Origin of the sequence: Cytobacillus eiseniae, assembly GCF_017874625.1 — a bacterium.
Lineage (GTDB): Bacteria > Bacillota > Bacilli > Bacillales > Cytobacillaceae > Cytobacillus > Cytobacillus eiseniae.
This window is the reverse complement of the sequence record NZ_JAGIKZ010000012.1, coordinates 69,871-93,212: the sequence shown is the minus strand read 5'-3', so window position 1 is coordinate 93,212 and position 23,342 is coordinate 69,871. Positions and strand designations below refer to the sequence as shown.

General features: G+C 36.4%; 19 protein-coding genes and 1 pseudogene. 19 read left to right on the top strand and 1 reads right to left on the bottom strand.

The features are described from left to right. The first annotated feature begins 26 nt into the window (after positions 1 to 26). From J2Z40_RS11730 to J2Z40_RS11685, 10 genes and pseudogenes are all read left to right on the top strand, one after another. Positions 27 to 491, top strand: a complete 465-nt coding sequence (locus J2Z40_RS11730; protein WP_083954051.1) for a PilZ domain-containing protein — start codon at positions 27 to 29, stop codon at positions 489 to 491. A gap of 1,384 nt (positions 492 to 1,875) precedes the next feature. Then, on the top strand, positions 1,876 to 3,804 hold the full coding sequence (locus J2Z40_RS11725) for a TerB N-terminal domain-containing protein (RefSeq protein WP_066400478.1): 1,929 nt from the start codon (positions 1,876 to 1,878) through the stop codon (positions 3,802 to 3,804). After that, the gene (locus J2Z40_RS11720; protein ID WP_245350075.1) at positions 3,801 to 5,120 is read left to right on the top strand and encodes an ATP-binding protein; all 1,320 of its coding nucleotides are present in this window, start codon (positions 3,801 to 3,803) and stop codon (positions 5,118 to 5,120) included. The genes J2Z40_RS11725 and J2Z40_RS11720 overlap by 4 nt, the downstream gene beginning before the upstream one ends. 8 nt (positions 5,121 to 5,128) lie before the next feature. After that, entirely contained in the window at positions 5,129 to 7,261 is a 2,133-nt protein-coding gene (locus tag J2Z40_RS11715; protein WP_066400480.1) for a DEAD/DEAH box helicase, read from the top strand. Between the two features lie 155 nt (positions 7,262 to 7,416). Next, positions 7,417 to 7,686, top strand: a pseudogene (locus tag J2Z40_RS11710) (iron-siderophore ABC transporter substrate-binding protein); the annotation flags it as partial. 283 nt (positions 7,687 to 7,969) lie between these two features. Beyond that, a complete protein-coding gene (locus tag J2Z40_RS11705; protein ID WP_066400482.1) occupies positions 7,970 to 8,353 on the top strand; it encodes a DUF4183 domain-containing protein in 384 nt (127 codons plus the stop codon). Between the two features lie 555 nt (positions 8,354 to 8,908). Next, positions 8,909 to 9,289, top strand: coding sequence for a DUF4183 domain-containing protein (locus J2Z40_RS11700; protein ID WP_245350074.1), 381 nt, complete (start codon positions 8,909 to 8,911; stop codon positions 9,287 to 9,289). Positions 9,290 to 9,573: 284 nt separating this feature from the next. Continuing rightward, on the top strand, positions 9,574 to 9,891 hold the full coding sequence (locus J2Z40_RS11695; RefSeq protein WP_066400487.1) for a PadR family transcriptional regulator: 318 nt from the start codon (positions 9,574 to 9,576) through the stop codon (positions 9,889 to 9,891). Next, positions 9,888 to 10,427, top strand: a complete 540-nt coding sequence (locus J2Z40_RS11690; protein ID WP_066400490.1) for a DUF2812 domain-containing protein — start codon at positions 9,888 to 9,890, stop codon at positions 10,425 to 10,427. The genes J2Z40_RS11695 and J2Z40_RS11690 overlap by 4 nt, the downstream gene beginning before the upstream one ends. Positions 10,428 to 10,987: 560 nt before the next feature. Then, a complete protein-coding gene (locus tag J2Z40_RS11685; RefSeq protein WP_066400492.1) occupies positions 10,988 to 12,124 on the top strand; it encodes a YecA family protein in 1,137 nt (378 codons plus the stop codon). Positions 12,125 to 12,293: 169 nt separating this feature from the next. Here the strand turns inward: J2Z40_RS11685 and J2Z40_RS11680 are convergent, their stop codons facing one another. Next, positions 12,294 to 13,148, bottom strand: coding sequence for a malate synthase (locus J2Z40_RS11680; RefSeq protein WP_066400494.1), 855 nt, complete (start codon positions 13,146 to 13,148; stop codon positions 12,294 to 12,296). Between the two features lie 463 nt (positions 13,149 to 13,611). On the opposite strand from J2Z40_RS11680, the gene J2Z40_RS20005 reads away from it, so the two are divergent. The 9 genes from J2Z40_RS20005 (at position 13,612) to nikB (ending at position 23,339) form a co-directional block, all read left to right on the top strand. Next, complete coding sequence (locus J2Z40_RS20005; protein ID WP_281064473.1) at positions 13,612 to 13,737, top strand: hypothetical protein; 126 nt, start codon at positions 13,612 to 13,614, stop codon at positions 13,735 to 13,737. Between the two features lie 292 nt (positions 13,738 to 14,029). Then, positions 14,030 to 14,878 (top strand): GNAT family N-acetyltransferase, encoded by an 849-nt coding sequence (locus tag J2Z40_RS11675; protein WP_066400496.1) that lies wholly within the window; start codon positions 14,030 to 14,032, stop codon positions 14,876 to 14,878. Further along, positions 14,871 to 16,010, top strand: coding sequence for an amidohydrolase (locus J2Z40_RS11670; protein WP_083954052.1), 1,140 nt, complete (start codon positions 14,871 to 14,873; stop codon positions 16,008 to 16,010). The genes J2Z40_RS11675 and J2Z40_RS11670 overlap by 8 nt, the downstream gene beginning before the upstream one ends. Before the next feature lie 26 nt (positions 16,011 to 16,036). After that, the gene (locus J2Z40_RS11665) at positions 16,037 to 16,951 is read left to right on the top strand and encodes a MurR/RpiR family transcriptional regulator (protein WP_245350073.1); all 915 of its coding nucleotides are present in this window, start codon (positions 16,037 to 16,039) and stop codon (positions 16,949 to 16,951) included. Between the two features lie 11 nt (positions 16,952 to 16,962). Further along, positions 16,963 to 17,988: a dipeptidase gene (locus J2Z40_RS11660; protein ID WP_066400498.1), complete on the top strand. Its 1,026-nt coding sequence runs from the start codon at positions 16,963 to 16,965 to the stop codon at positions 17,986 to 17,988. A 31-nt stretch (positions 17,989 to 18,019) separates the two neighbouring features. Further along, positions 18,020 to 19,159 (top strand): o-succinylbenzoate synthase, encoded by a 1,140-nt coding sequence (menC, locus tag J2Z40_RS11655; RefSeq protein WP_245350072.1) that lies wholly within the window; start codon positions 18,020 to 18,022, stop codon positions 19,157 to 19,159. Between the two features lie 116 nt (positions 19,160 to 19,275). After that, entirely contained in the window at positions 19,276 to 20,724 is a 1,449-nt protein-coding gene (locus J2Z40_RS11650) for a serine hydrolase domain-containing protein (RefSeq protein WP_066400500.1), read from the top strand. A gap of 210 nt (positions 20,725 to 20,934) precedes the next feature. Beyond that, complete coding sequence (locus J2Z40_RS11645; protein ID WP_083954053.1) at positions 20,935 to 22,407, top strand: ABC transporter substrate-binding protein; 1,473 nt, start codon at positions 20,935 to 20,937, stop codon at positions 22,405 to 22,407. Next, positions 22,407 to 23,339: a nickel ABC transporter permease gene (nikB, locus tag J2Z40_RS11640; RefSeq protein ID WP_066400502.1), complete on the top strand. Its 933-nt coding sequence runs from the start codon at positions 22,407 to 22,409 to the stop codon at positions 23,337 to 23,339. Before J2Z40_RS11645 ends, nikB begins: the two co-directional genes overlap by 1 nt. The last annotated feature ends 3 nt before the right edge of the window (positions 23,340 to 23,342 follow it).

Here is a 23,342-nt window from a genome sequence, read left to right as displayed (position 1 = left end):
TATACTCTATTTTTCTGTGAAAATAAATCCCCCCTGGCCAACCCTGTATACTTTGGATCGGAGGTGGATATTCTAAAAATAACCTAAATATCGTTAAAAAGACTAGTCCAATTGAAAAGAGAAATTCTTATAGAATAAACCTTCCTAAAATAGAAAGTACTTTTACTCTAATGGAATTTGGTAATAGTTCTATAGGGAAATTAAAGAATAGGAATTTTAATGGAGTAATCGAGGATCTTAGTATTGGTGGTCTGAAGTTTCTAACGTCTTTTGAATTTCCTGTAAAATACAATATTATAATAAAAATTAATTTTACCTTCTACGGCGAATTATTTGATTTAAAAGGTAAAATCATGAGAAGAGAAGATTACATTAAAGGGAAATCAATTTCTTATGGTGTACAGTTTGTTGATTTATCTGTAAAAGACATAACAAGATTAAATTTAGCAATACACAATTTTCAAGTTGAAAATCGAGGCAAAATTGGTTGATGAATATTGAAGCCCTTTCACAATTGATATTCGTGCTTATATAAGAACAATAAATTGGGAATTTTCATATAGAAAATGATATTCAAAACCTTTTGACGTTTCTATATGGTAAATCCGTTAATAGCAAATTGTTAATTTCGTGGTCGTAACCAGGCTAGCAAATTGCTAACATTTTGCTAACGCAATCCAGTAAAAAATAGTAAAACCTCGTTAAAGATGTTACAGTCAGAATTTAACAAAACATTGATATACCGCACTCTACACACACTAGGTTAAAGATATTACACACTCTCACCTTAGGGGCGGCATGATGTAGTAAACGCCCAAACCCTAGATACGTAAAGGTTTATCGATAGGTAAATACTATCAACAGTAGCATTTCAACAACATTCTTAAAAAAACATCCTCCATACAACCAATTGTATGGAGGATGTTTTTCTTTAGTTAAATACTTAAAACCTGATTCCATAACTGGCTAAATTGTGCGGCATCTCTTTTCCAGGCGTTGTAATGTGAAGGATATATCATTATTGTAAACCTGTTGAAATATTATAGGTGGTGTTTTTTTGAATAGGGCTATGTTAAATCTATATTAATGTTGAATTTTGATTCAGTAATAGGAAATCTAAAAGTTATAAAGGTTTCCCTTTTTGTTTAACCTTTCTATGTTAAAAAGATTTTGTAATATTACAACCAATAAACTCCTAGAATATGCTAAGACCACCGATTTGATTTTTATCGGGTTCTATTAGAATTTTATCATTAATATCTAAGGGTCGCCCGAATGGAAATGTAAATGATAATCCCTTCGGAAGTATGCCGGTTTTTGTCCAAAGCCGAATTTAGCATAAGTTTCATCAAAGTCTACGATCTCTGTTTTGGTCTAGATTTAAGAATATGAACAAAGCCTTCAGCGGAACTAAACGTTGAAGGCTTTGTTCATATAAATAACCTTCTACTATATTGAACTTTATTAGGTTCAATTGTTACTAAATGTTCTTGTGAATTTTCAAACTTGTTTTTTTGTTGTATACCTAGAAACAATTGGAGAAGGAGAAAATTTTACATAAGGAACGGGTCTTTTGACCGTTCTATTTTTGAAATTATGGTAAAATATAGATAGTTCTTACTTTTAATTAATTAGTAAAATGGTTAGGTTTTAATGGTGTAACCTAAGAATTAGATAATCCACTTTATTAATAGTATTCTAATTCTATTGATTGGTAGTTTATGAAATGTCAGGAAGATATATGAATTTTAAAATTACGTAAGCATGGCTGTTCGTTTGATTTTCTGTTGGTAGCAATTTTTGATTTTAACATATAGTACTTTTTAAAAATATATACTTTTGGAAGAAGGGTAGAAGAGAGGAGGTTTCTATATTTTGAATATAAAATCTAAAACGGTAGGATATTTACTTGCATTCTTTTTGGGTGGACTCGGAATCCATGCATTTTACTACAAAAGGTATGTGAGAGGGATCTTGTATCTTGTCTTCTGTTGGACTTATATCCCGATTTTTTTAGGATGGATTGATATGTTCTTTATTAAAAAGTGGCATGAGTTATTTTCTAATCGAGAAGGTGCAGATAAAACTAAAAATATGTTTGAAATCGAGGAGAGGCAAGAGACAAAGAAAGAAACTAAAACAGCAGGAGAAGCCATTTCTCATAAGAGTACCTTCAAGAATAATTTGTCATTTTATAATGAGGATAACATTATACTCCCGGAGTACAAACATATTCAAACATCAAAACACATTTTGGAAAGCATCAACCAAATCAAGAACGCAAAGAAAAATACGCATTCTAAAAACGGTATTTCTATTGAAGTCACCTTTTCGCACTCAAACTATAGTTTTGTAAAGGACTCGTTGCGCTTTGCAAAAGAAAGAGGGCAAGAGTGTCCTGAAATCCCATTGCATGCTTATTGGACTTCGTTTGAACATTTAAATAATAAACAACGAAAATGGTATTTTTACTGGAGAGAACAAGTATTAAACGGATACTATCCGGTTGTAGACTTAAGTTATATCATCTTATTCACCTACGAATTAATGAATTACTCATTCAATCAAAATGCAGCCTTTAATATTAGTATGATGGTTCGATTACATGAGGAATATAAAGAGAGAGTTCCAAAACTAATCAATTATTCTGAGCGATGGATAGCGGACATGTTGTATGAGGTGAAGGAACCAGAATTAGCAAAAAAGTGGTTTTCAGAAAGAAAACAGGTTCCTCCTTTGTATCAGCAAATACTAAACAAAGAACATGATTTATCTAAAATATCAATTACTTCTTGGAGACCTTATGTAAAAAACTATCGAGAAACAGTATTTTTCACTTACAACAAGAACAAAATTTATAAAGTATTTAAAGACAGCATTCCACTACTAAAACAAGTATATGAAAAAAAAGATATACAGTTAATTAACCGTTGGTTTCAAGCAACAGAAGAACGAGAAATTAGGCATTTGTTTGTATCTGCCGTAATGGGTAGAAGTTACGATGGGGTGCATGTATATATAGAGCGAGTAAAAACAACAGAGGACTTACCTAAGGATGTGACTGCCTTATTCAAGTTATCAGAAAATATTACTCGTTTAATGAATGGTGAAAAGCGAGAAATAAAAGTAGAGGAAGAATACTTACCCGAAGGATTTAAGGATATGATGATAGAACGGTTTTTAAAAAAAGCAAAAGATACAAATAAAAGATTCAAGGTGGTTCAACAATCAGAAGCGGTGGAACAGGGAGGAGAAATTCCATCACCCCCGCCAGAAGAAAAGCAGGCAGAACCAAAGAAATCACAAATTGAATTTGATAGGGAAAGGATTTCGAAATTACAATCAGATACCGAAGGTTTGATACAGATCATTAACGCAAGAAGTGAAGTGGAACAAGAAGTTGATAATGAACCATCTTATAAGGTGAATCCAGTGGCCGAGAAAGAAGATGTAGAGAAAAACGATCCAAATCCGAAGATAATTGAAAATCAGCGATCTCAAGTAGATGTATTTTCAGCACTTGGGGGTACGGATTGCGATGTCGAAGATGAAGAGGAGTTTGTAGAGGCCTTATCGGATATGGAAAAAGACTTCTTGTTACAGTTTGAAGATGGTCAATTTTCTCTAGAAGAAGCGAATCAATTTGTAAAGAAAAGAGGTATAATGCTCGGAATGTTTTTAAGCGAATTGAATGAAAAAGCAAATGAATACCTCGGAGATAACCTCCTTGAAAATCAAGAGGATACGATTGTAATTTATGAAGAATATGAAAAGGTACTATTGGCGATAAAGGAGTATGCATGATGAATATAAAAAAGAGAGATTCCTCGGCAATTCTTAACTCTCTTATAGGGGGAGTTGTGCCGAGTCGAGGATTACAATATATCATGGTAGGTAGAGCTGATGAAGCAAAACAAATTCTAAGTGATCTAGATAACATTAAAAAAGGGTCTTCATTCATAAAACTGTTTATTGGTCCTTTTGGAAGTGGGAAAAGTTTTATTCAAGCTCTTATTCAACAAATTGCTTTTAATGAAAAATTTGTTGTGGCAAAGGCAGATTTTACCCCGGAGAGACGGCTGTATGGAAGCGAAGGAAAAGCAGTTGCTTTATATACAGAGCTGATGAAAAATTTATCGACGTCAACGGTACCAGATGGAGGAGCTTTACCAACTATTTTAGATAAGTGGATAAGTGAAGTCCAAATGAAAGTTGTAAAGGATAAGGGTTACAGTGCTGTGGAATTTGATAATCCTGATTTTGTAAAAAATGTAGAGCAAGAGATTACACAAACGGTTTCAAAAATGGATGAGCTGACGGGTGGCTATGATTTTGCTCGCATTTTAACTTTATATTTTAATGGTTTCGTAGAAGATAATAGTGAACGTCAACGTTGTGCGCTTAGGTGGTTAAGGGGCGAATACAAAACCAAAACGGAAGCTCGAGCTGACCTAGGGGTCCGAGATATCATTACTGATAACAATTACTACGAATATATTAAAGTACTTTCCCAGTTCGTAAAACAAATTGGATATTCAGGGCTTGTAATTAACTTAGATGAAGCTATTAATTTATATAAAATAACACATCCGCAAACGAGAGATAAGAACTATGAAACCATTCTAAAAATCTACAATGATACACTTCAGGGGAATGTAGAAGGCCTTTATATTACAATTGGAGGCACTCCAGAGTTCCTAGAAGATGAGAGACGGGGATTGTTTAGTTATGGTGCATTAAAAAGAAGGTTACAATCTAATCGTTTTGAGACAACTGAATTTCGGGATTTATCACAGCCTGTTATCAACCTAACATCCTTAAAGTATGACGAAACATTCGTTCTAATGCAAAAACTAAGGGATATTCATGCTGTTCATTATGGGTATGAAACCAACATCACTGATGATGAAGTGATGCGCTTTATTCAAGAAGAGTATGCTAGACCTGGTGCAGAAGAAAACTTAACGGTTGGGGAAGTCATTAGGAACTTCATTGGAGCATTAAATATACTCCATCAAAACCCAAACTACGGTCGTTCCGAGTTGTTTGGAGAGCAGGAAATAGGAGAAGAACGAACAGCATCTAATGTTCACTCTAGATTTTCGAGAACTGAAGGGTAGGGGTTCTTATGAGTTCGTTTCAGTTATTATCAAAAACAATGCAGAAGAAGATATGGGATATGAAATGGGATACGTTTACTTCTATTCAGGACAAAACTATCCCGATTATTATGGAAACAAGCAAAGATGTAATTGTATCATCAGGAACTGCTTCTGGTAAAACGGAAGCAGCTTTTTTACCAATCATATCTCGTATCGAAAATAACGCAGAAGACCAACTGAAAGTTTTGTACATTTCACCATTAAAAGCCCTCATTAATAATCAATTCGAACGAATTGAACGATTGTGTGAGCATAGTCATATTCCTGTACATAAGTGGCATGGGGATGTCAGTCAAAGTTATAAGAATAAGTTTGTCAAGAAACCTTCTGGGATTCTACAAATCACGCCAGAATCTGTTGAAAGTCTGTTTATCAATCGAACGGAGCACATTAGGCATCTATTTAAGGGGTTGGGATTTATTGTTATTGATGAAATTCACTCGTTTATCAACACAGCCAGGGGTGTACAACTGCGTTCTTTGCTCTCCCGTATTGAAGATTACACTAACGAACGAGCAAGAATTGTTGGGTTGTCGGCGACCATTGACAACTTTGAATTGGTAAAGGAATGGGTTAATTATAAAGACATAGAGAATGTAGAAATCATCGAAGCAAAAGGTAGTGACAAAGAACTTCTTTATTACCTTATGCACTTTGAAACAGGTGAGGACCGAAAAAAGCCAGTGGAATTGTTTGAAGATATACGAGAGTTAACTAAAAATCAAAAAGCTATTATCTTTTGTAATAGTAGAGGAGAAGTAGAAGAAGCAACTGTTTTTTTAAACAGACTAGCGGAAAAAGATAATGTTGGTGAATCGTATTATGCACACCACTCGTCGATTGATAAAAAAGAAAGAGAATATGTAGAAAAAACAATGGTAGTATCAAAGGTACCGAAAACTGTAATAGCTACTAGTTCTTTAGAACTTGGGATTGATATTGGCGATGTGGATATTGTTATTCAAGTAGATAGTACTTTTACGGTTTCCTCTTTAAAACAACGTTTAGGGCGTTCAGGAAGAAAAAGAAGCGCTAATCAGATGTTACAACTCTATTCAACGGATGATGATAGTTTAGTTCAGTCGTTAGCCGTTATGGAACTTATTTTGGAAAAATGGATAGAACCTGCGGAAGGGTATCCGATACCGTATGACATCGTATTTCACCAAGTCCTATCGATTTGCCAAGAAACAAACGGAATCACACTTGAAAAATTGGTTTCCGAATTAAAAGCTAGCCATATTTTCTATGCGTTAGACGAACGACTAGTAGAAAAACTTATCCGCCACATGATTGAAAATGACCATTTGGAGAAAATAAGAGGTATAGATGAATTAATCGTAGGTATCGAAGGTGAAAGGATTCTTAGAAGTAAAGATTTTTATGCAGTTTTTATGACACCAGAAGAATTTACGGTATTAGAAGGGATTCGAAGAATAGGAACCTTAGATAAAACATCGATGTTGAATGTTAGAGATAACATTATCCTAGCAGGAAAACTCTGGACTATCCGAGACATTGATTTTGATAAAAATAAAGTCTATGTGCAAAAAGCTGTTAACGGAAAACCCCCGAGATATTCCGGTGGTGGGGTAAAAATACACAAACGCATTGGAGAAAAAATGATGGAACTTCTCTGTTCTGATAAAGAAATTGGTTACATTGATGGGAAAGCAAATATTACATTAGCGGATCTACGGAAACCATATCATCATTATAAAGTAAACCTTAAAGAAAGAATCATATGGGAAGAAAAGGGGGAAATGGTGTTTGAAACATATACAGGTACTAACATCACTCGGAATATAGTATGGGCATTACGCTCGCTAGGTGTAACTGTTAAATCAGTCGATGGTGCAGGGAGAATAACAATTGATGGAAACTTTGATATGGAAGAATTGTTACAAGAAATGAACAAGATAAACTGGACTCCCGAAACATTCATCAAACATACAACAGACCAAGAGTTTTTCTTTTCGAAGTTCTCCACCTATTTACCTAAAGATATACAAAAAGAAATGCATATTGCTAATGAAATAGATATTAAAGGAATGAGAGAGTATCTAAAACTTTATTCGTTTAGAAGGCTAAAATTCTAAACTTTTAAAGGTCTAGAAGTGTTTGTATTGAGCTAATTTATTATAACCGTTGGATTTCTTACTGGATTAAATAGTCAATCTTGTTGATAGTATAGGCTTTACTATCTAAAAATTCACAATTATTTTAAGTGTAGAGCGAAAATGAAACATAATAAAGCTCATTCTATATAGAAGTTAGTACAGAAAATGCAGACCTTCTTAAGGATGCTGATATTTTGGTATCGTATGGTGGTGAGGGTACTCTAGAGGCTCTACAAGATGATTCAATTCTTGGAAAAATACCAGCAATAGAGAGAGGTTCTGTCGTAATTATTGGAAATGACACTCCACTTGCAGCAGCAGGAACTCCAACCGCTCTTGCCATTGAATACTCAATTGATGAGTACTTAAAGTTACTCTCAGAAGCTGAAAGTAAGTTAAAATAAAGAAACAAATAAATCGGTTTTGGAAACTACACAAAATACATTTTCTGAATAAAACAGCTAAAAAATAGAGCGGCACCTTTAATTGTAACAATCGAAGGTGCCGTTTTTTTATTTGCTAAAAAAGATGTACTCGTAAATAAACATCAACTAGTGATTGAAATGTTTTCTCCTCTACGAATCAAAAATAAGCCACAAAATGTGTGATTCCACTAACCCCCCTTGTCCAAAAATTCCATATGATAATAATGAACGTACATTTTAGATATGGAAAGGAGCAAATAAAGTGGCTTTACAGCTTATGAAACTCTTTATTAGTGCAGCTACAACAACCCTTGTGACTCCAGTTAATACAAGATTTTTCTATGTAACTGAAGCAGATGCCGCAGCTGGAACAAGCTTAACGATCGACGCCGCAGATTTTTTTCAGGATAATGGAGAGCCTGTAGTTGAACTTCCAGATTTAGAGTTAAATAACAGTTATTTCAATGTGTATGTGAATGGTGTTCTGCAAATGGAAGACCTTTCAACATATACTCCAGGAATCACGGCTGTTGGATCACTTGCATTCGCTGTACCTGCTGATGGAGAAGGTATATTAGCAGGCTCGCCTGTCGTTTTAGAGGTAGTGAACTTTACGCCGGCTTCTACAACTGATGTTGAAACATAATGTAGAAGTAATGTAGGTAGAAGTAAAAGCAGGGAATCATTTGATTATGCAGTTTTGATCATGTAGGGGAAATGTGTAAAAACATTCGAAATCCCAGCGAAAAAAGCAATAAAAATAACAAGCAGAAGCGCATGGATTCAGTGTGGAAATCCATGCGCTTTTACTTGTCTATATAATCTCATATTAGTATGACTCAATATCATTTCTGCTTTTTGTGGACAGCAAGTACGCTATTCTCGTAAATTAGGCTATTTTAGAGAGTTAACGGACACTGAGTACGTTATTTGCTAATAAATAGGCAAAAATAACATCCTTTTAGCTAAATAACGGAATCTATGTCTGATCAACATGTGAAAGCATAATTATTTTTGCGAATAGCGGAACTAGTGTCCTTTTAACTTTACTTAATAGTACTTTGTAGGTTAAAGTTCGTAATTCATTGTTTTTTTCCATATTCCATTTCAAAAATAGTTGTACCAATTCATCCACATTTGAATAGGATGTTTATGATATAAAAACATTTCGGAATTCAGATTAAGAACAGGTGAGATGCGGATGTTGAATTATAGGAAGGAACAAGTTGTTTGTATGCCGAAAGTCTATGATTGTGTAAATACAACAACTTGTGTGGATTTATGCTTTACCCTAAACTGCTCCCCGAAGGTTGCGAAAGTAGCTAAAGTTGATACGTATCACTATTATGCATTGTCTGATGGAGTTAACCACATTTATACGAATGAAGATGAATTAAAGGAATATGGAGATCAGGGAATTCTAGCTCCAGAAACTGTTTCTTTCATCAATCTTTTTATTAATGGTGTGCTGCAGTCACCTACTGCTTATACTGTGAGTAAAGGGTGTTTACAGTTAAAAACATCAGATGTGCCGCAAAGAAATGTCCCAATTACACTTCAATTTATTACGATATATAATTGAGAAGGCATTCAGAATGCATATAGGGAGAAAATTTAGTTAAAAAGAGGGCTAAAAATGGGTACAACCTATCTGTTTTCTTTTCAATTTGAACGTAAAAATAAATACGCCGGAAATGCCTAATCATTTGTTCAAGCATTTTCGGCGTATTTATTTTGTAAAATGGTTCTTATCTATTCTGCCATTCATAAAAATTAGGCCATGTATATTATTGATAATTATATCGGCTGCTGATATATTATATATATCAACAGTCGATATAACGTTTGACGATAGGTGGTGAAGGAATGGAGGAAAATGCTCCATTAACAGAAGGTGTTTATTATATTTTATTATCGCTCTATGAGCCTAGACACGGATATGGAATTATGCAGTTTGTTTCGGAAATAAGTAACGGTCGAGTTGGGCTTGGTGCTGGAACCATTTATGGAGCCATTAAAACATTGGTGAAGAAGAAATGGATTGTTCCATTAGATGAGGACGGACGTAAGAAGGAATATGTGATAACAGATGCAGGGAAAGTGGCTATTGAGCATGAAATCAAACGACTAAGTGAGTTGTATCAGAACGGTTCAAGAATTGTGAAAGGAGAGGACCTGCTATGAAGAAAGTAATGTATCGCCTGTATTTAGACTATGAAAAAGAGGAAAAGTGGATCAATGAGATGGCAGCACAAGGCTGGAATTTAGAGAAATTTTCTTTGGGGCGCTTCACGTTTAGCAAAGGAGAGCCAAAGGCCTTCATTTTTCGCAATGAATTTATTATGAGAATGCCTTCTAATGAAAAGAAGGAGTACTTTGAACTATTAAATGATAGCGGAATTACGATTGTTAAAGAGTTTGGTGGTTGGATCTATATGAAAAAACCTGCAGATCAAGGACCTTTTGAATTATATACGGATTCAAAGTCGAGACTTTCCTATTATAAGGGCATGTTGAATGTTTTTTATCTGCTTTTCTTGCTTAATGTCGTGCTCGGTATTTCAAACCTTAATTTGTTTGATGACAGGACAACGTGGGGATACCTTAATCCAACCGTTGGATCGATTTGTCTAGTTGTTTCGCTGCTTTTATTATTTCCTATCATAAAAATAGTCAAGCGTAAAAAATCAATTGAGAAACAGCAGGGGTTTTTTGAATAGAAGTTGTGAGGGGAGAAATGGCAGAGGGAGAACGACCTCTATTATGTGAGTGAAGAGTAAAATGCAAATATATTGCTGAAAATTGAGGGATAAGTATGATTAACAGAGGCTTCTCATGAGTCGTGCAAACTCATGGGGAGCCTATTTTTTCTTGAAGGCTCTTTTCTAAAAGATTGTTGCTTTTGAATTAAATGTTTGACCTACTAGGTCGGTTGATTGGAACGGAAGGTGCGAGACTCCTGCGGGATGCGTAGGACAGCTGAGACCCCACAGGAGCGAAAGCGACGAGGAGGCTCAGCGCCTACCCCGCGGAAAGGGAGCAACCTGGAGTGGAAATCAACCTTTACCAACTTTATCTTAATAAGCAACAATGTTTGCGAAAACAGCCTTCTTGTAAAAGGTAGTTTCTATAAGAGAAGTTAGTCTATTTTCATATGTTTAATATAAGTACATGCATGATACAATGAAAAATATTATTGAAATAGTAGAGATGGCTAGTAAGGAGTTCAATTAGGCTTCTCCTATAGTCATTGACGGACTTTATGAGGAAGGGGTATAAAATGGAGGCAAATAAAAACAAGAATCAAAAAAGTAAAATTACGGGAATCGCTTCATTAAAGGAAGGGCTATCTACATTAAAACTTGCAGATCTTCAATCTATACGTAAAAACCTACAAATCAAAAATGCAAGTTCCCTAAAAAAGGCAGAGTTAATTCAATGTTTGGCAGGTGAAATTCCTTTACATACCAGAACAATTGTTAGCCAATCCGATGAGCGGCGAATATTACTAATAAAAAGGATCATTGCCAATAATGGAGTGATAAGTGTTAAGAATGTTGAACGAGAGGAGATTGCGCAACTCTGTAAAACTGGCTTTATGTTTACTAGTTTTCAAAATGGCAATCCCATTGTTATGATTCCTGTGGAGTTATTGCCTTCGCTAGCGGAGCTTGTTCGAGATGAAACGGTACTTACAGTAGTTAAGCGGAATACGGAGTGGATCAAGATAACCCGTGGGTTACTTTATTATTATGGAATAGTGCCGCATGAGAAGTTAGTGGATTTAGTAGAGAGACATACGCCCATTCACCCAGATGGCCACGCCTTCATTCAGGTTATTTTTGATGCAATGGCATACTATCAAGAAATACAAATTGACAAGCACGGTTATTCTTACTGGGAAGTGCATAATCCTGCAACTATTTTAAAGGAGCAGGCATCTAGAAAAAGTATTGACTACTATCCATTCACGAAGAAACAGCTGCTAGAAGCAGGTGAAACCGATTATGTGGAGCAACCAAAGGGTTTTTCTCAACTCGTATCGCTATTTAAACAGGAGTATCTGTTGCCGAAACAAGAGGCAACACAGCTTGTTGAAGACTTAATTATTCAAGTGAAATTAGGCGATCAACCTGGTCAGCTACTTCAATTTCTACAGACGCAATTGACATTTGAAAGCTTAGAAGCTGTGGAAAGACTAATGAATGCCCTTATTCCTCTTATGAATAATACGAGGGAATGGCAATTAAAAGGGTATACATCAGAGGAGCTATCCGCTCAGGAGAATAAAGCATTACTTCCTTTGCCTGATAAAAAGGGGAAGGTCATTAGTCTCCAAACCCGTCAAAATATTGGCAGAAACGATCCTTGTCCATGCGGAAGTGGAAAGAAATTTAAGAAATGCTGTGGGAATTGAAAATCTGGCTCTATGTTAATCTAATAGAAGAAATTTATCCAAAGTGAACTGGATAAGGAGGATAGTATCCAAATGATTTGGAATACGAACTTGATTCCTGCTTAATATGTAAAAGGTCACGAGTTGTGCTCGTGACCTTTTTGACCGGAATCGGTAGTTTATAAAATATCTATAAACGCATTAATACGCCATTAGGCTCTGGCAACTCTTCTTTCCTGATTCGATTTAATCTGCAAAAATGTTCGAATAGGTTCTGTGCCAGTTCTTTTTCCTGAGTGTCACTTTTTAAAGCAACAATATCAAATAAAATTTGAGCCATCCATTCATTATCAAAATAACGGTATTTACCTGTATTCCACGTCATTTTGTCAGGGAATTTATCATTTGAATAATACTTCCAAAAAGGCATCTGATCAGATTCTTGTTCCGTAAGTTGTAATTTGTATTCTGAATGGGCAGGGATGTATCCATTTTCACAGAACTTACCGATGAATTTTTCACTCACCATATAAGCACCGATAATGCGTCTGTCCTTTTCAGACATATTGGCATCTCTTGCAGTTAAAAGGCAAACACTATTTTGGTATAGGCGGGTAGGTTTGTTTGGCTTTCCTTTATTATTCCCGCTTTTTATTACGCCAGTAAAAACCTTCCACTCTGTAAAGACCTTACTTTGTTCTTCATCGTCACACCAAAAAACCATTTGGGATTCGGGATGAAGTTTATGATTCTTCATCAGCTTTTCATGTTCCGAGCGAAGCTGCTGTTCCTGGCGTTGTCGGTTTTTTTCTTTTTCCTTTTCCTGTTCGATCCTCTGCAGTTCTATTTCCTTTTTTTCTATTACCTTTTCAAGTGAGTGGGCAGCACTTTGATCATGTAGCTTTAAGTGTTTTCTAAATGCATCGGGAAAAACAAACTTTTTATTTTCCGTTGCAAAAAGTACTTCTATGAGAGAATCATTATGTTTAACAACACTTCCCTCGCCAAAATGCTTGTGTGTTACTTCTTTATTGATTAGATTCATTATTTTGTCCTCCTTCTAATAAGAAAAATAGGTTCACACTATCAGAGTCTAATGTTCGTCCCATTTGGCCATTCGACATAAACTCTTATGGTTTAAAACCGAAGTTTCTGCAGTGCCTTCTCTCCTATCCGGTAGTTGCCCTTTCTCTATTACAACTTTCCTTTTTCTTAAGTTCCTTCGATTTGAAGAAGGAGTATATAAAAAAAGCGCACCCATATTCTATCTGCAAAAAAAATACATAAGAATTTGAAATGCGATGTTGAAAAGTCATTTGTGATATTATTGTAACATTTATTCAGGGGAATTGCAAAAAATATATTGACAGTATAATTTGTTGTGGGGTAAAATTAAATTTTATTTTATTTTTTTATATGCACTTTCCTTTGTATTTCGAGTAACTAATATTACATATATGAGGCAGATAAAAAGTTAAATGTTACAAAGGCTGTAGCTAATTGATACATTGCATCAAGCTATTACAGAGAATCCAAACCTTGTTAATGAACTTGGTTACACACCAGTTACTGTTCAAAGTCCTGCAAATGCAATAACTGGATATGATCCAGAATCAGGCAAGGCAATTTTTTAACTTATAAATGGTCTCCTAGTCATTGAAATAACTGGGAGGCCTTTTTGTGTTTAAGTAGTAAAGTAAAACCAGCTAATTGTTCTGTTAAAATAGTATTTTTTTAAGATGATTCCAAATATTTAGAATTATTTATATTTTTATATTGATTTTGTAACGACAGGTCGTATATAATGAAAAAAATTAGATACTTCAAAAAATATCGAAAATAAAAGTAAAGACTTCAAAATGAAACCGTTTCCTTTTTAGTTCCTATAAATTGGGGGATTCCAATAATGGAAGGAGGGAGTAGATTATGAGTTTTCCACATTCAATTACATATAAACGAATATATGAGTTGGATGAAATAAATAAGGTAATCAAGCTCCAAGAGGATATTTGGGGTCAAGAGACGGTTTCTCCACAGCCACAACTATTAGCTTCAATCCATCATGGAGGTATAGTGATTGGAGCATTTGCTGGAGAACTGTTAGTAGGCTTTTGCTACGGTTTTGCGGGTTTTAAGGATGGGGAGACGTATTTGGTTTCTCATATGACAGGTATTTTACCAGATTACCAGAATCATGGAATTGGGTATCAGCTTAAGATAAAGCAAAGAGAATGGGCAATCGAATTCGGTTACAAGAAAATTGTTTGGACATATGACCCATTAGAAATTAGAAATGGTTATTTTAATATGTGCAAGTTAGGTGCATATTCAAATCATTATATCCCCTCGTATTATGGAGAAATGAACGACAAATTGAATAAAGGCCTCCCGACCGACCGTTTATTAATTGAATGGGAGATTTGTTCCAAACATGTAGAAGATACAATACGTGATGGAGAAAAAGATCAGCCTGAGAGTGAAGTTAAAAAGTTGCTTAGCTGGAATCAAACAGAAGAAAATTTCCCAATCCCAGAACTTCTTGATGTAAAGATTGATCAGGAGAATAAAAGATACTGTATTCCAGTCCCTTCAAATATTCAATTCATTAAGCAGCATCATTCAGATGTAGCACTAGAATGGAGATATGCCGTTCGAAATGCAATGAGTAAAGCTTTCGCAAATGGTTATATGGTTACTCGAGTTCAAAAAAGGCGAAATGAAAAAGTACAGTATTACATAGTAGAAAATAAATTGTTGGAGGGAAGATGTGAATAACAAAATAAATAATTGGGTTAAAAAAAATGAAGAAACGATTAAATCAACCTATGATGATCTACACTCAAATCCAGAAGTAAGCTGGAAAGAGGTGGATACGACTAAATATCTATGTTCCAAACTAGAACAATTAGGCATTCAATATGAGACTTTTGAGGACCAGACCGGAGTGGTTGGTTATTGGGGAAATAGTGAGGATGGGCCAATCGTTGGAATACGAGCAGACATGGATGCATTATGGCAGCTTGTAGATGAAGAATGGCAGGCAAATCACTCATGTGGTCATGATAGCCATATGACAATGGTACTTCATGCAATTACCTGTTTAAAAGAGATAGGTTTTGAACCGAAGGGCTTAATCAAAATAATCTTTCAACCAGCGGAAGAGTCTGGCAATGGGGCAAAAGCGATAATAGAAAAGGGCATAATAGCGGATCTTCATTATCTACTAGGGATTCATGTTCGTCCCATTCAGGAAATGCCATTCGGTGTAGCATCACCCGCAATCTATCACGGAGCGGCTACTCTTCTAAAAGGTGAAGTAAAAGGAAGACAGTCACATGGGGCAAGGCCACATCTAGGGATAAATGTGGCAGACTCAATGGCATCAATCATTCAAGCGATTAATTCTATTAAAATGGATCCAACGGTTTCAGCATCTGCAAAGGTAACGATGGTGAGGGCAGGCGGCGATAATCTCAATATCATTCCAGATTTTGCCGAGTTTGGGATTGATGTAAGAGCAGAGCAAAATTCAGTAATGACTGATTTAATTGAAAAGGTCCATCATGTAACGATTACAGCAGGTTCTATTAACTTTGCTAAGGTGAGTCTTGAGCCACAGGCGTCAATGGTAGCAGCTGAACGAAGCGTTGAGCTTGAAGAACTAGTTAAAGAAGCAATTGTGGAAGCAATTGGAGAGAATGGACTTTTCCCAGCACCAGTTACACCTGGTGGAGAGGATTTCCATTTCTATAAAATGACTTATCCGAACTTACAGTCAACGATGGTCGGGTTAGGTACTGGATTAACACCAGGCTTACATCATCCAAAAATGAAATTTAATCTAGATTCCCTATTTAATGGAGTAAAAATATTAAGCCTTTCACTCGTGAAGATTTTGGATCAATAAGTACAGTCTTTATGGGAGAGGGGAAATTGTGCTTTTCTCAAAAGAAAGGGTTCGGTCAAATGGAACAGTATCAAGACAGAATTAGAAAAAATTATAATAATTTTACAAAACGACAAAAAATAATCGCAAAATATATGATTGACTTTCCAAAAGAAGTTGCCTTTCAAACAGCAAAACAAATTGGTCAATCATGTGGGGCGAGTGAAACGACCGTTATTCGCTTATGCTACCTATTAGAATACTCAGGATTTAGTGAACTACAAAAAGAAATTCAAACAACGTTGTTAGAAGATACGCCATCAACGAATCCCCTCCAGAACTTCAGAGAGATTTCCCACACGCTAAAGGATACAGATCTGATTCAATATGCGATTGAACAAGACAATTTATATGTGAAATCTACTTTAGAGGATATTGATTTTAAACAATATCAAAAAGCGATTGAAAAATTAATTAATGCGGACAACCGAATTGTCCTTGGATTCCGATCCTCCTATGGGCCAGCAAGCTGGTTCATGTTTGCGCTAAATATAGTTGTTGGAAATACGACACAATATCGTGGGGAAATTGAGGATGCCAATTACTTATTATCAACTGTTGATGAGAACACCGTCGTTGTGGCGATTTCATTTCCGAGATATGTTCAGGAGACATTCTCGTTTGTAAAGGCAGCTAAGAAAAAAGGGGCGTGTATTATTGCTTTAACAGATGATCGATTATCCCCAATTGGGCAATATGCAGATATTTTATTTAGGGTCATTGCCCCAGCGCCCATTCCGTTAAAAGGAATTACACCAACATTTTCACTTTTGAATTTGTTAGTGACAAGTATCGCTGCAAGTAATCATCCGAAAGTACACAAACATATGGCGGGATATGACCAACATAGCGGTGAATCTTATTCCTTTGCAACAAAAGACATTGAAGTCAATCTTTATTAAGAGGTGAAAAAATGAGCAATAAACTCGCTGCTGATTTCCTGCATAACACATTAGTTGTCGATGGTCATTTTGATTTACTTATGGATGTTCAAGTCCAACGAGAAAGAGGAAGAACGAAGGTAATTGAGACGGACTACTATCCGCGATTTGTGGAAGGAGGAGTGAATGTTATCGTTGCGGCTCTATTTATTGATAGTGCATTCTTGCCAGAAATGGGGCTTAGAAAAGCGCTAAGTCAAATTAGTGCTTTATATGAAGAAGTGAAGGAATCCCCTGATAAGCTAATGATTTGTTTTAACGGAGAAGATATGAATCTAGCAAAGAAGTCAAACAAGATTGGCTTTCTTCTATCGATTGAAGGAGCAGAACCAATTGGGACAGACCTAAGCTTATTACGTGTGTTTTATGAATTAGGAGTTCGCAATCTTGGTCTTGTTTGGAGCCGCAGAAATGCTGTAGGGGACGGAAGCTTTTTTCAACCGACAAAAGAAGGAAAGAAAGGCGGCATTACTAGTTTTGGCTTGAAAGTGATTGAGGATGCCGAAAGACTTGGAATGACGATTGATGTTTCACATCTAAATGATGAGGGTTTTTGGGATGTAATCGATAATACAACAATGCCGGTCGTTGCTTCTCACTCGAATGCACGCACGCTTTGTTCAACTATGCGAAATATTACAGATGAACAAATTAAAGCAATTGCTAGGACAAATGGGGTTATCGGTGTCAATGCCGTTAGTATGCTCGTTGGAGATGATGATGAGAACGCAACATTGGAACAGCTGATGAATCATATCGACCATCTTGTAAAGGTGGCAGGAATCCAGCACGTAGGATTAGGACTTGACCTTTGTGATGATTTTATGAGCCATGTATTAGTGGATCAATTAGGTCATCTGCCAAGAAAACCATTTGACGTCATTTCAGGTCATCAATCGATCCCAAAGCTAATGAATGGTCTTGTAAAAAGGGGGTATTCAGAAGCGGAGCTTGAAGCTTTAATGGGGAAAAATATGCAAAGAATCTTCATGAAGTAAATATGTTTTTAACTAGTTTAGGAGGTTTAATATGACCTATAGCCCAATTACGATTCGTGAAGTAACACTTCATCGTATGGTTATGCGACTAAAGGATCCATTTACAACAAGCTTTGGAACCTTCCAGGATAGAGAGTTTTTTGTGATTGAAATGGAGGATGAAACAGGAGCTATTGGATTTGGTGAATCAGTCGCTTTTTTATCCCCTTGGTATAGCGAGGAAACGGTGGAATCAAACAAACATATCATGGAACAATTTTTAATTCCATTATTACTTGAATCACCCATTAACCACCCTGATGAAGTATCAAAAAGATTCGAATCCATTCGTAGAAACCATATGGCAAAATCAGCATTAGAAGGTGCGGTTTGGGACTTATATGCAAAACGAAAGGCTAATCCATTATACAAGGAACTAGGTGGGAGTAAGCAGCAAATTGAGGTTGGAATTAGTATTGGGATTCAGCCTACACCGAAGGAGCTTGCTCAAGTGGTAGAAGGCTTTGTTAATGAAGGGTATAAACGAATAAAGGTGAAAATAAAGCCTGGTGCTGATTATGAAATGCTTAAGGAAGTAAGAAGACATTTTCCAGATATTTTGCTTATGGCAGATGCTAACTCGGCTTACACATTAAAAGATATTAACTTACTGAAGAAACTGGATGAATTAGACCTCATGATGATCGAACAGCCATTGGCTTACGACGATATTATCGATCATTCCAAACTACAAACAGAATTGGTCACCCCTATTTGTTTAGACGAAAGCATTCATTCCCTTGAAGATGCTAGAAAAGCAGTAGAGTTAGGCAGTTGTAAAATCATCAACATTAAAATTGGCCGAGTTGGGGGAATAACGGAATCTAAGAAAATTCACGATTATTGTGCTCAGCAAGGAATTCCAGTTTGGTGTGGTGGAATGTTAGAATCTGGAATTGGACGTGCCCATAATATTGCCCTAACAACACTTCCGCAATTTGTGATGCCTGGTGATACGGCTGGATCCTCTAGATACTGGGAAAAGGATATTATTCAGCCTGAAGTAATTGTAGAAAATGGATTGATCCATGTTCCAAATAAACCGGGTATCGGCTATGAAGTAAATCGACAAGTCCTTGAGCAATATCGGGTGGATAAAATTGTACGATCGAATAAAAACATCTTGGCTTGATTAGTCGATGTAAGGTCCCCTGTTGTCTCTACTCAAATATCATGTTCTGGTTGTAAATTGTACTTATCGTACAATTTTATAATAAAAAATATTAAGGATAAGGGAGAGATTTTTAGATGACACAAAAAACAGTAACGAGTGAGTTCGATCAGTATTGCAAGGAGATTGCTGATAAGTATGAGATTCCAGGTTTTTCAATTGGTTTAGCAAAAGATGGCCAATTATTCTATGAAAATGGTTTTGGTTACCGCGACGTCGAAAACAAACTCCCATTATCTTCTGACACCGTTTTTGGAATTGGCTCAGTAACGAAATCATTTACATGTGTAGCAGTTATGCAGCTACAAGAAGCTGGAAAGCTAGACGTAAATGATCCAGTTGTGAAATATTTACCTGAATTTAAAACGCCAAATGAAGAATATACAAAGCAAATGACGATTCACCATCTAATGACGCATTCAGCCGGGTTGCCGCCATTGCCAACTCTATTTAAAGCATTGAGTAAGAGTGTAGCTAACGATCCAAAGTTTGAGGATGAAGGTCAAAGTGATGGCGATATTGGCAAGGTTGAGAAAGCGGCATCCGAGGAGCAAAATACAAGTGTTGATACTTACGAGGAGTTAATAGCTGACATTGCCTCACAGGATTTTACATTACTAGGGGAACCAGGAACAGAGTTTAGTTACTCGAATGATGGGTATTCACTTTTAGGGGCAATCATTGAGAGGGTTAGTGGGATTTCTTATGAAAAGTATATGAAGGATTACATTTTAGATCCAGCAGGGATGAAAAATAGTGTTTTCCATTTAGAAGAATTAGTTGATCATGAGGATGTTTCCTGTCTCTATAATTCTCGTAAAAAAGAGGAGGAAACAATTGTTTTTGAATCCAATAATCCATGGGACGCACCGTCCATGCGTGCAGCAGGGTTTTTAAAATCAACTGTAAATGACATGCTTAAATATGCAGAAATTTATCGTAACGAAGGAAAGGTTGGAAGCGCTCAGCTCCTCACACCTGAAAGTGTGAAATTAATGACTACACCGTATATTGAGTGTGATAAAGGCACTTACTACGGATATGGTGTGATGGTCACTCCTGACTATTATGGACATAAGCTTGTTGAACATGGGGGATCGATTAAAGGGGTGGCTGCCCAATTAAATATTCTACCTGAACTAGGACTAACAGGAGTATCCTTTGCCAATTTAGCAGGTGTACCATCAACAAAACTACTATTCAGTGCCTTTGCTGATCAGCTAGGAAAATCAGTTAAAGAATCACATTTATCTTATGAGGTGGTAGAAGTCTCAGAAGAGGAATTAAAGCAATATGAGGGTGTGTATGCTTCCGGTGAAGGAGCGCAATATACAGTAGCTATTGAAGATGGCAAACTCCAGCTTAAGGCTGAAGGACTTGAGCTTAATGATGTAAAACCAATTGGCAATGATACATTCATGGTACCTTTCAGAGAATCAGAAATTTCACTGCGCTTTGTCAAAGGTGAAGATAACAAGGTGATCCGCGCGGCATTTGGATACAGACAAAATCCTAAAGTGGAATAGGGGGGAATCGAGTTGGGTAGATCGAAATGTGTTCGTAAACCTATTTTATCTCTTATCATGCTAATTCTTTCTATGTTATTAATAGTAGGATGTAGTTCCGATAAAACATCTTCCTCTGATAAAAATTCAGACAATTCAACTAATTAAAATGATGGTTCATCTGAAGAGGCCGCTGCCCCACAGTATGGTGGTACGATTACGATTGGTACGATGCAAGAGCCTGATACATTAGATGTTCACAAAACGTCAATGAGCATTGCTAGTGTAATTACCAATCATCTTGGTGGGACATTACTTACAGTAAACGCAGATACAAATGAAATCGAATCGAATCTTGCCGAAAGTTATCAAGTATCAGAGGATGGCAAAACGATTACATTGAAAATCCGACAAGGGGTTACTCTCTCAGATGGAACGCCATTAACAGCAAAGGTTTATAAAGACACATTCGATCGCATTTTGAATCCAGAAACAGGTGCTACAGTGGCTGCAAGCCTTATCGGTGGAATTCAGGAAACATCAGCACCAGATGAACAAACTTTCATCATTGAACTTGCTGCTCCATCTGCACCATTATTACGAAATCTAACTAGCAGAGGATATTTACAGCCATTGTCCATGGCAGCCATTGAAAAGCATGGAGCTGATTATGGACGAAATCCAGTTGGTGCAGGTCCATTTATTTTTAAAGAATGGGTAACAGGACAATCCATCACACTTGAGCGAAATGATGACTACAATTGGCCACATGCATCTGCTAAAAACCAAGGAAAAGCCTATCCAGATCAAATCGTGTATAAATTTATCCAGGATCAACAAACGATGCTTGCTGCACTTGATAGTGGATCCATTGATGTGGCGATGGAAGTACCGCCAAAGGATGTTCAAAGATATCGTGATAATCCGGATTATTATGTAATAGAAGCAGAGCGCCAAGGGCTAGGATTATTTTTAGAAATGAATCTTGAAAATGAAACGCTGTCAGATCTCAATGTTAGAAAGGCAATCAATATGGCCATCAACAAAGATGCGATCATCAAGGCTGTGATTAACGGTGAGGGAACACCTGCCTATGGACCAATTCCATCCGCAGTTTTTGGATATGATCCAAATGTTGAAAGCTATGGTCATAAATTAAATAAAGATGAAGCAATAAGTTTGCTAGAACAATCTGGCTATACGAAAAATAGCAATGGAATCATGGAAAAGGACGGAAGTGAACTTACATTTGAGCTTTCAATTATGACTCAACATAATCAAGCAGCGCAAATGGTTCAAGCGATGCTCAAAGATGTTGGGATTGATGTAAATATTCAATCGTTAGAAGCAGGAACATTAATCGAAAAAGTGTCTCAAGGAGAATTTCAGCTGTCATTCCTAGCTTACTCTTACATTGATCCTGACATCCTTTATTTGTTATTTCACTCAAGCCAGATAGGTGGTTTAAATCATGTAAGAGCACAAAATTCTGAGCTTGACGGTTTATTAGAAAAAGGCAGAACAACGATAGACCCCGAAGAAAGAAAGCAAGTGTATGCTCAAGTTCAAGAAATCGTTGTTGAAAATGCATATTGGGCACCTATTTATGCAGAAAAGGTCTTTTTCGTAGTAAATAAAAGAGTGCAAGATGTTAAATTAATGAACGTGAATCTCGACTACCAAGATAGCTGGGTGAAACAGTAATGAAACATTTCATTATTAATCGGGTGTTATCTGGTATTTTAGTCATTTTTGGTATATCCGTCTTTTCATTTTTGTTGATTCACTTTATTCCTGGTGACCCAGTAAAGATTATGCTCGGAATTAATGCATCACCAGAACAAGTAGAAAAGCTAAATCACCATTTGGGGCTGGATAAGCCCCTTTTGGTTCAGTACTGGCAATATATCACGAATGCTTTCCAAGGTGATTTTGGCACATCGTTAAAAACAGGGAGACCTGTTTTAATTGAAATCTTGGATCGTTTTCCTGAAACGGTGAAGCTAGCGATCTTCGGCTTGTTCGTTGCTGTAGTAATCGGTGTGTCATTAGGAATAGTAGCTGCTAAATTTAAAGATTCATTTATTGATAAAATGTGTACTGCTTTTGCGACATTAGGCATTTCTATCCCAAGTTTTTGGTTAGGCATTTTATTAGTGCTTGTCTTTTCAGTTAAGCTCGCTTGGTTTCCGATTGCGAATGGCACTGGCTTCCGTGATCTCATTCTTCCCGCATTTACGCTTGGTGTCGTCGCATCTACGATGATCATGCGTTTAACCAGGAATGGAATGGTAGAGGTTCTTTCGAATGATTATATTCGAACGGCTAGGGCAAAGGGGCTTGATGATGGTCTTATCTTATTCAGGCACGCACTTCGTAATGTATTAATTCCTGTTGTCACAGTTATAGGTTTGCAGCTAGCGGCTTTGTTGGGTGGGACGGTTATTATTGAACAAGTGTTTAATTGGCCAGGGCTTGGCACATTAGCGATTGGGGCAATCATGTCGAGAGATTTTCCGCTCATTCAAGGAATTGTTTTATTTATGGGTGTTATGTATGTCACCATAAATATTTTAGTAGATGTGTTATACAGCATTATTGATCCTCGGGTGGAAATGGGTACGAAGGAGGCGTGATGA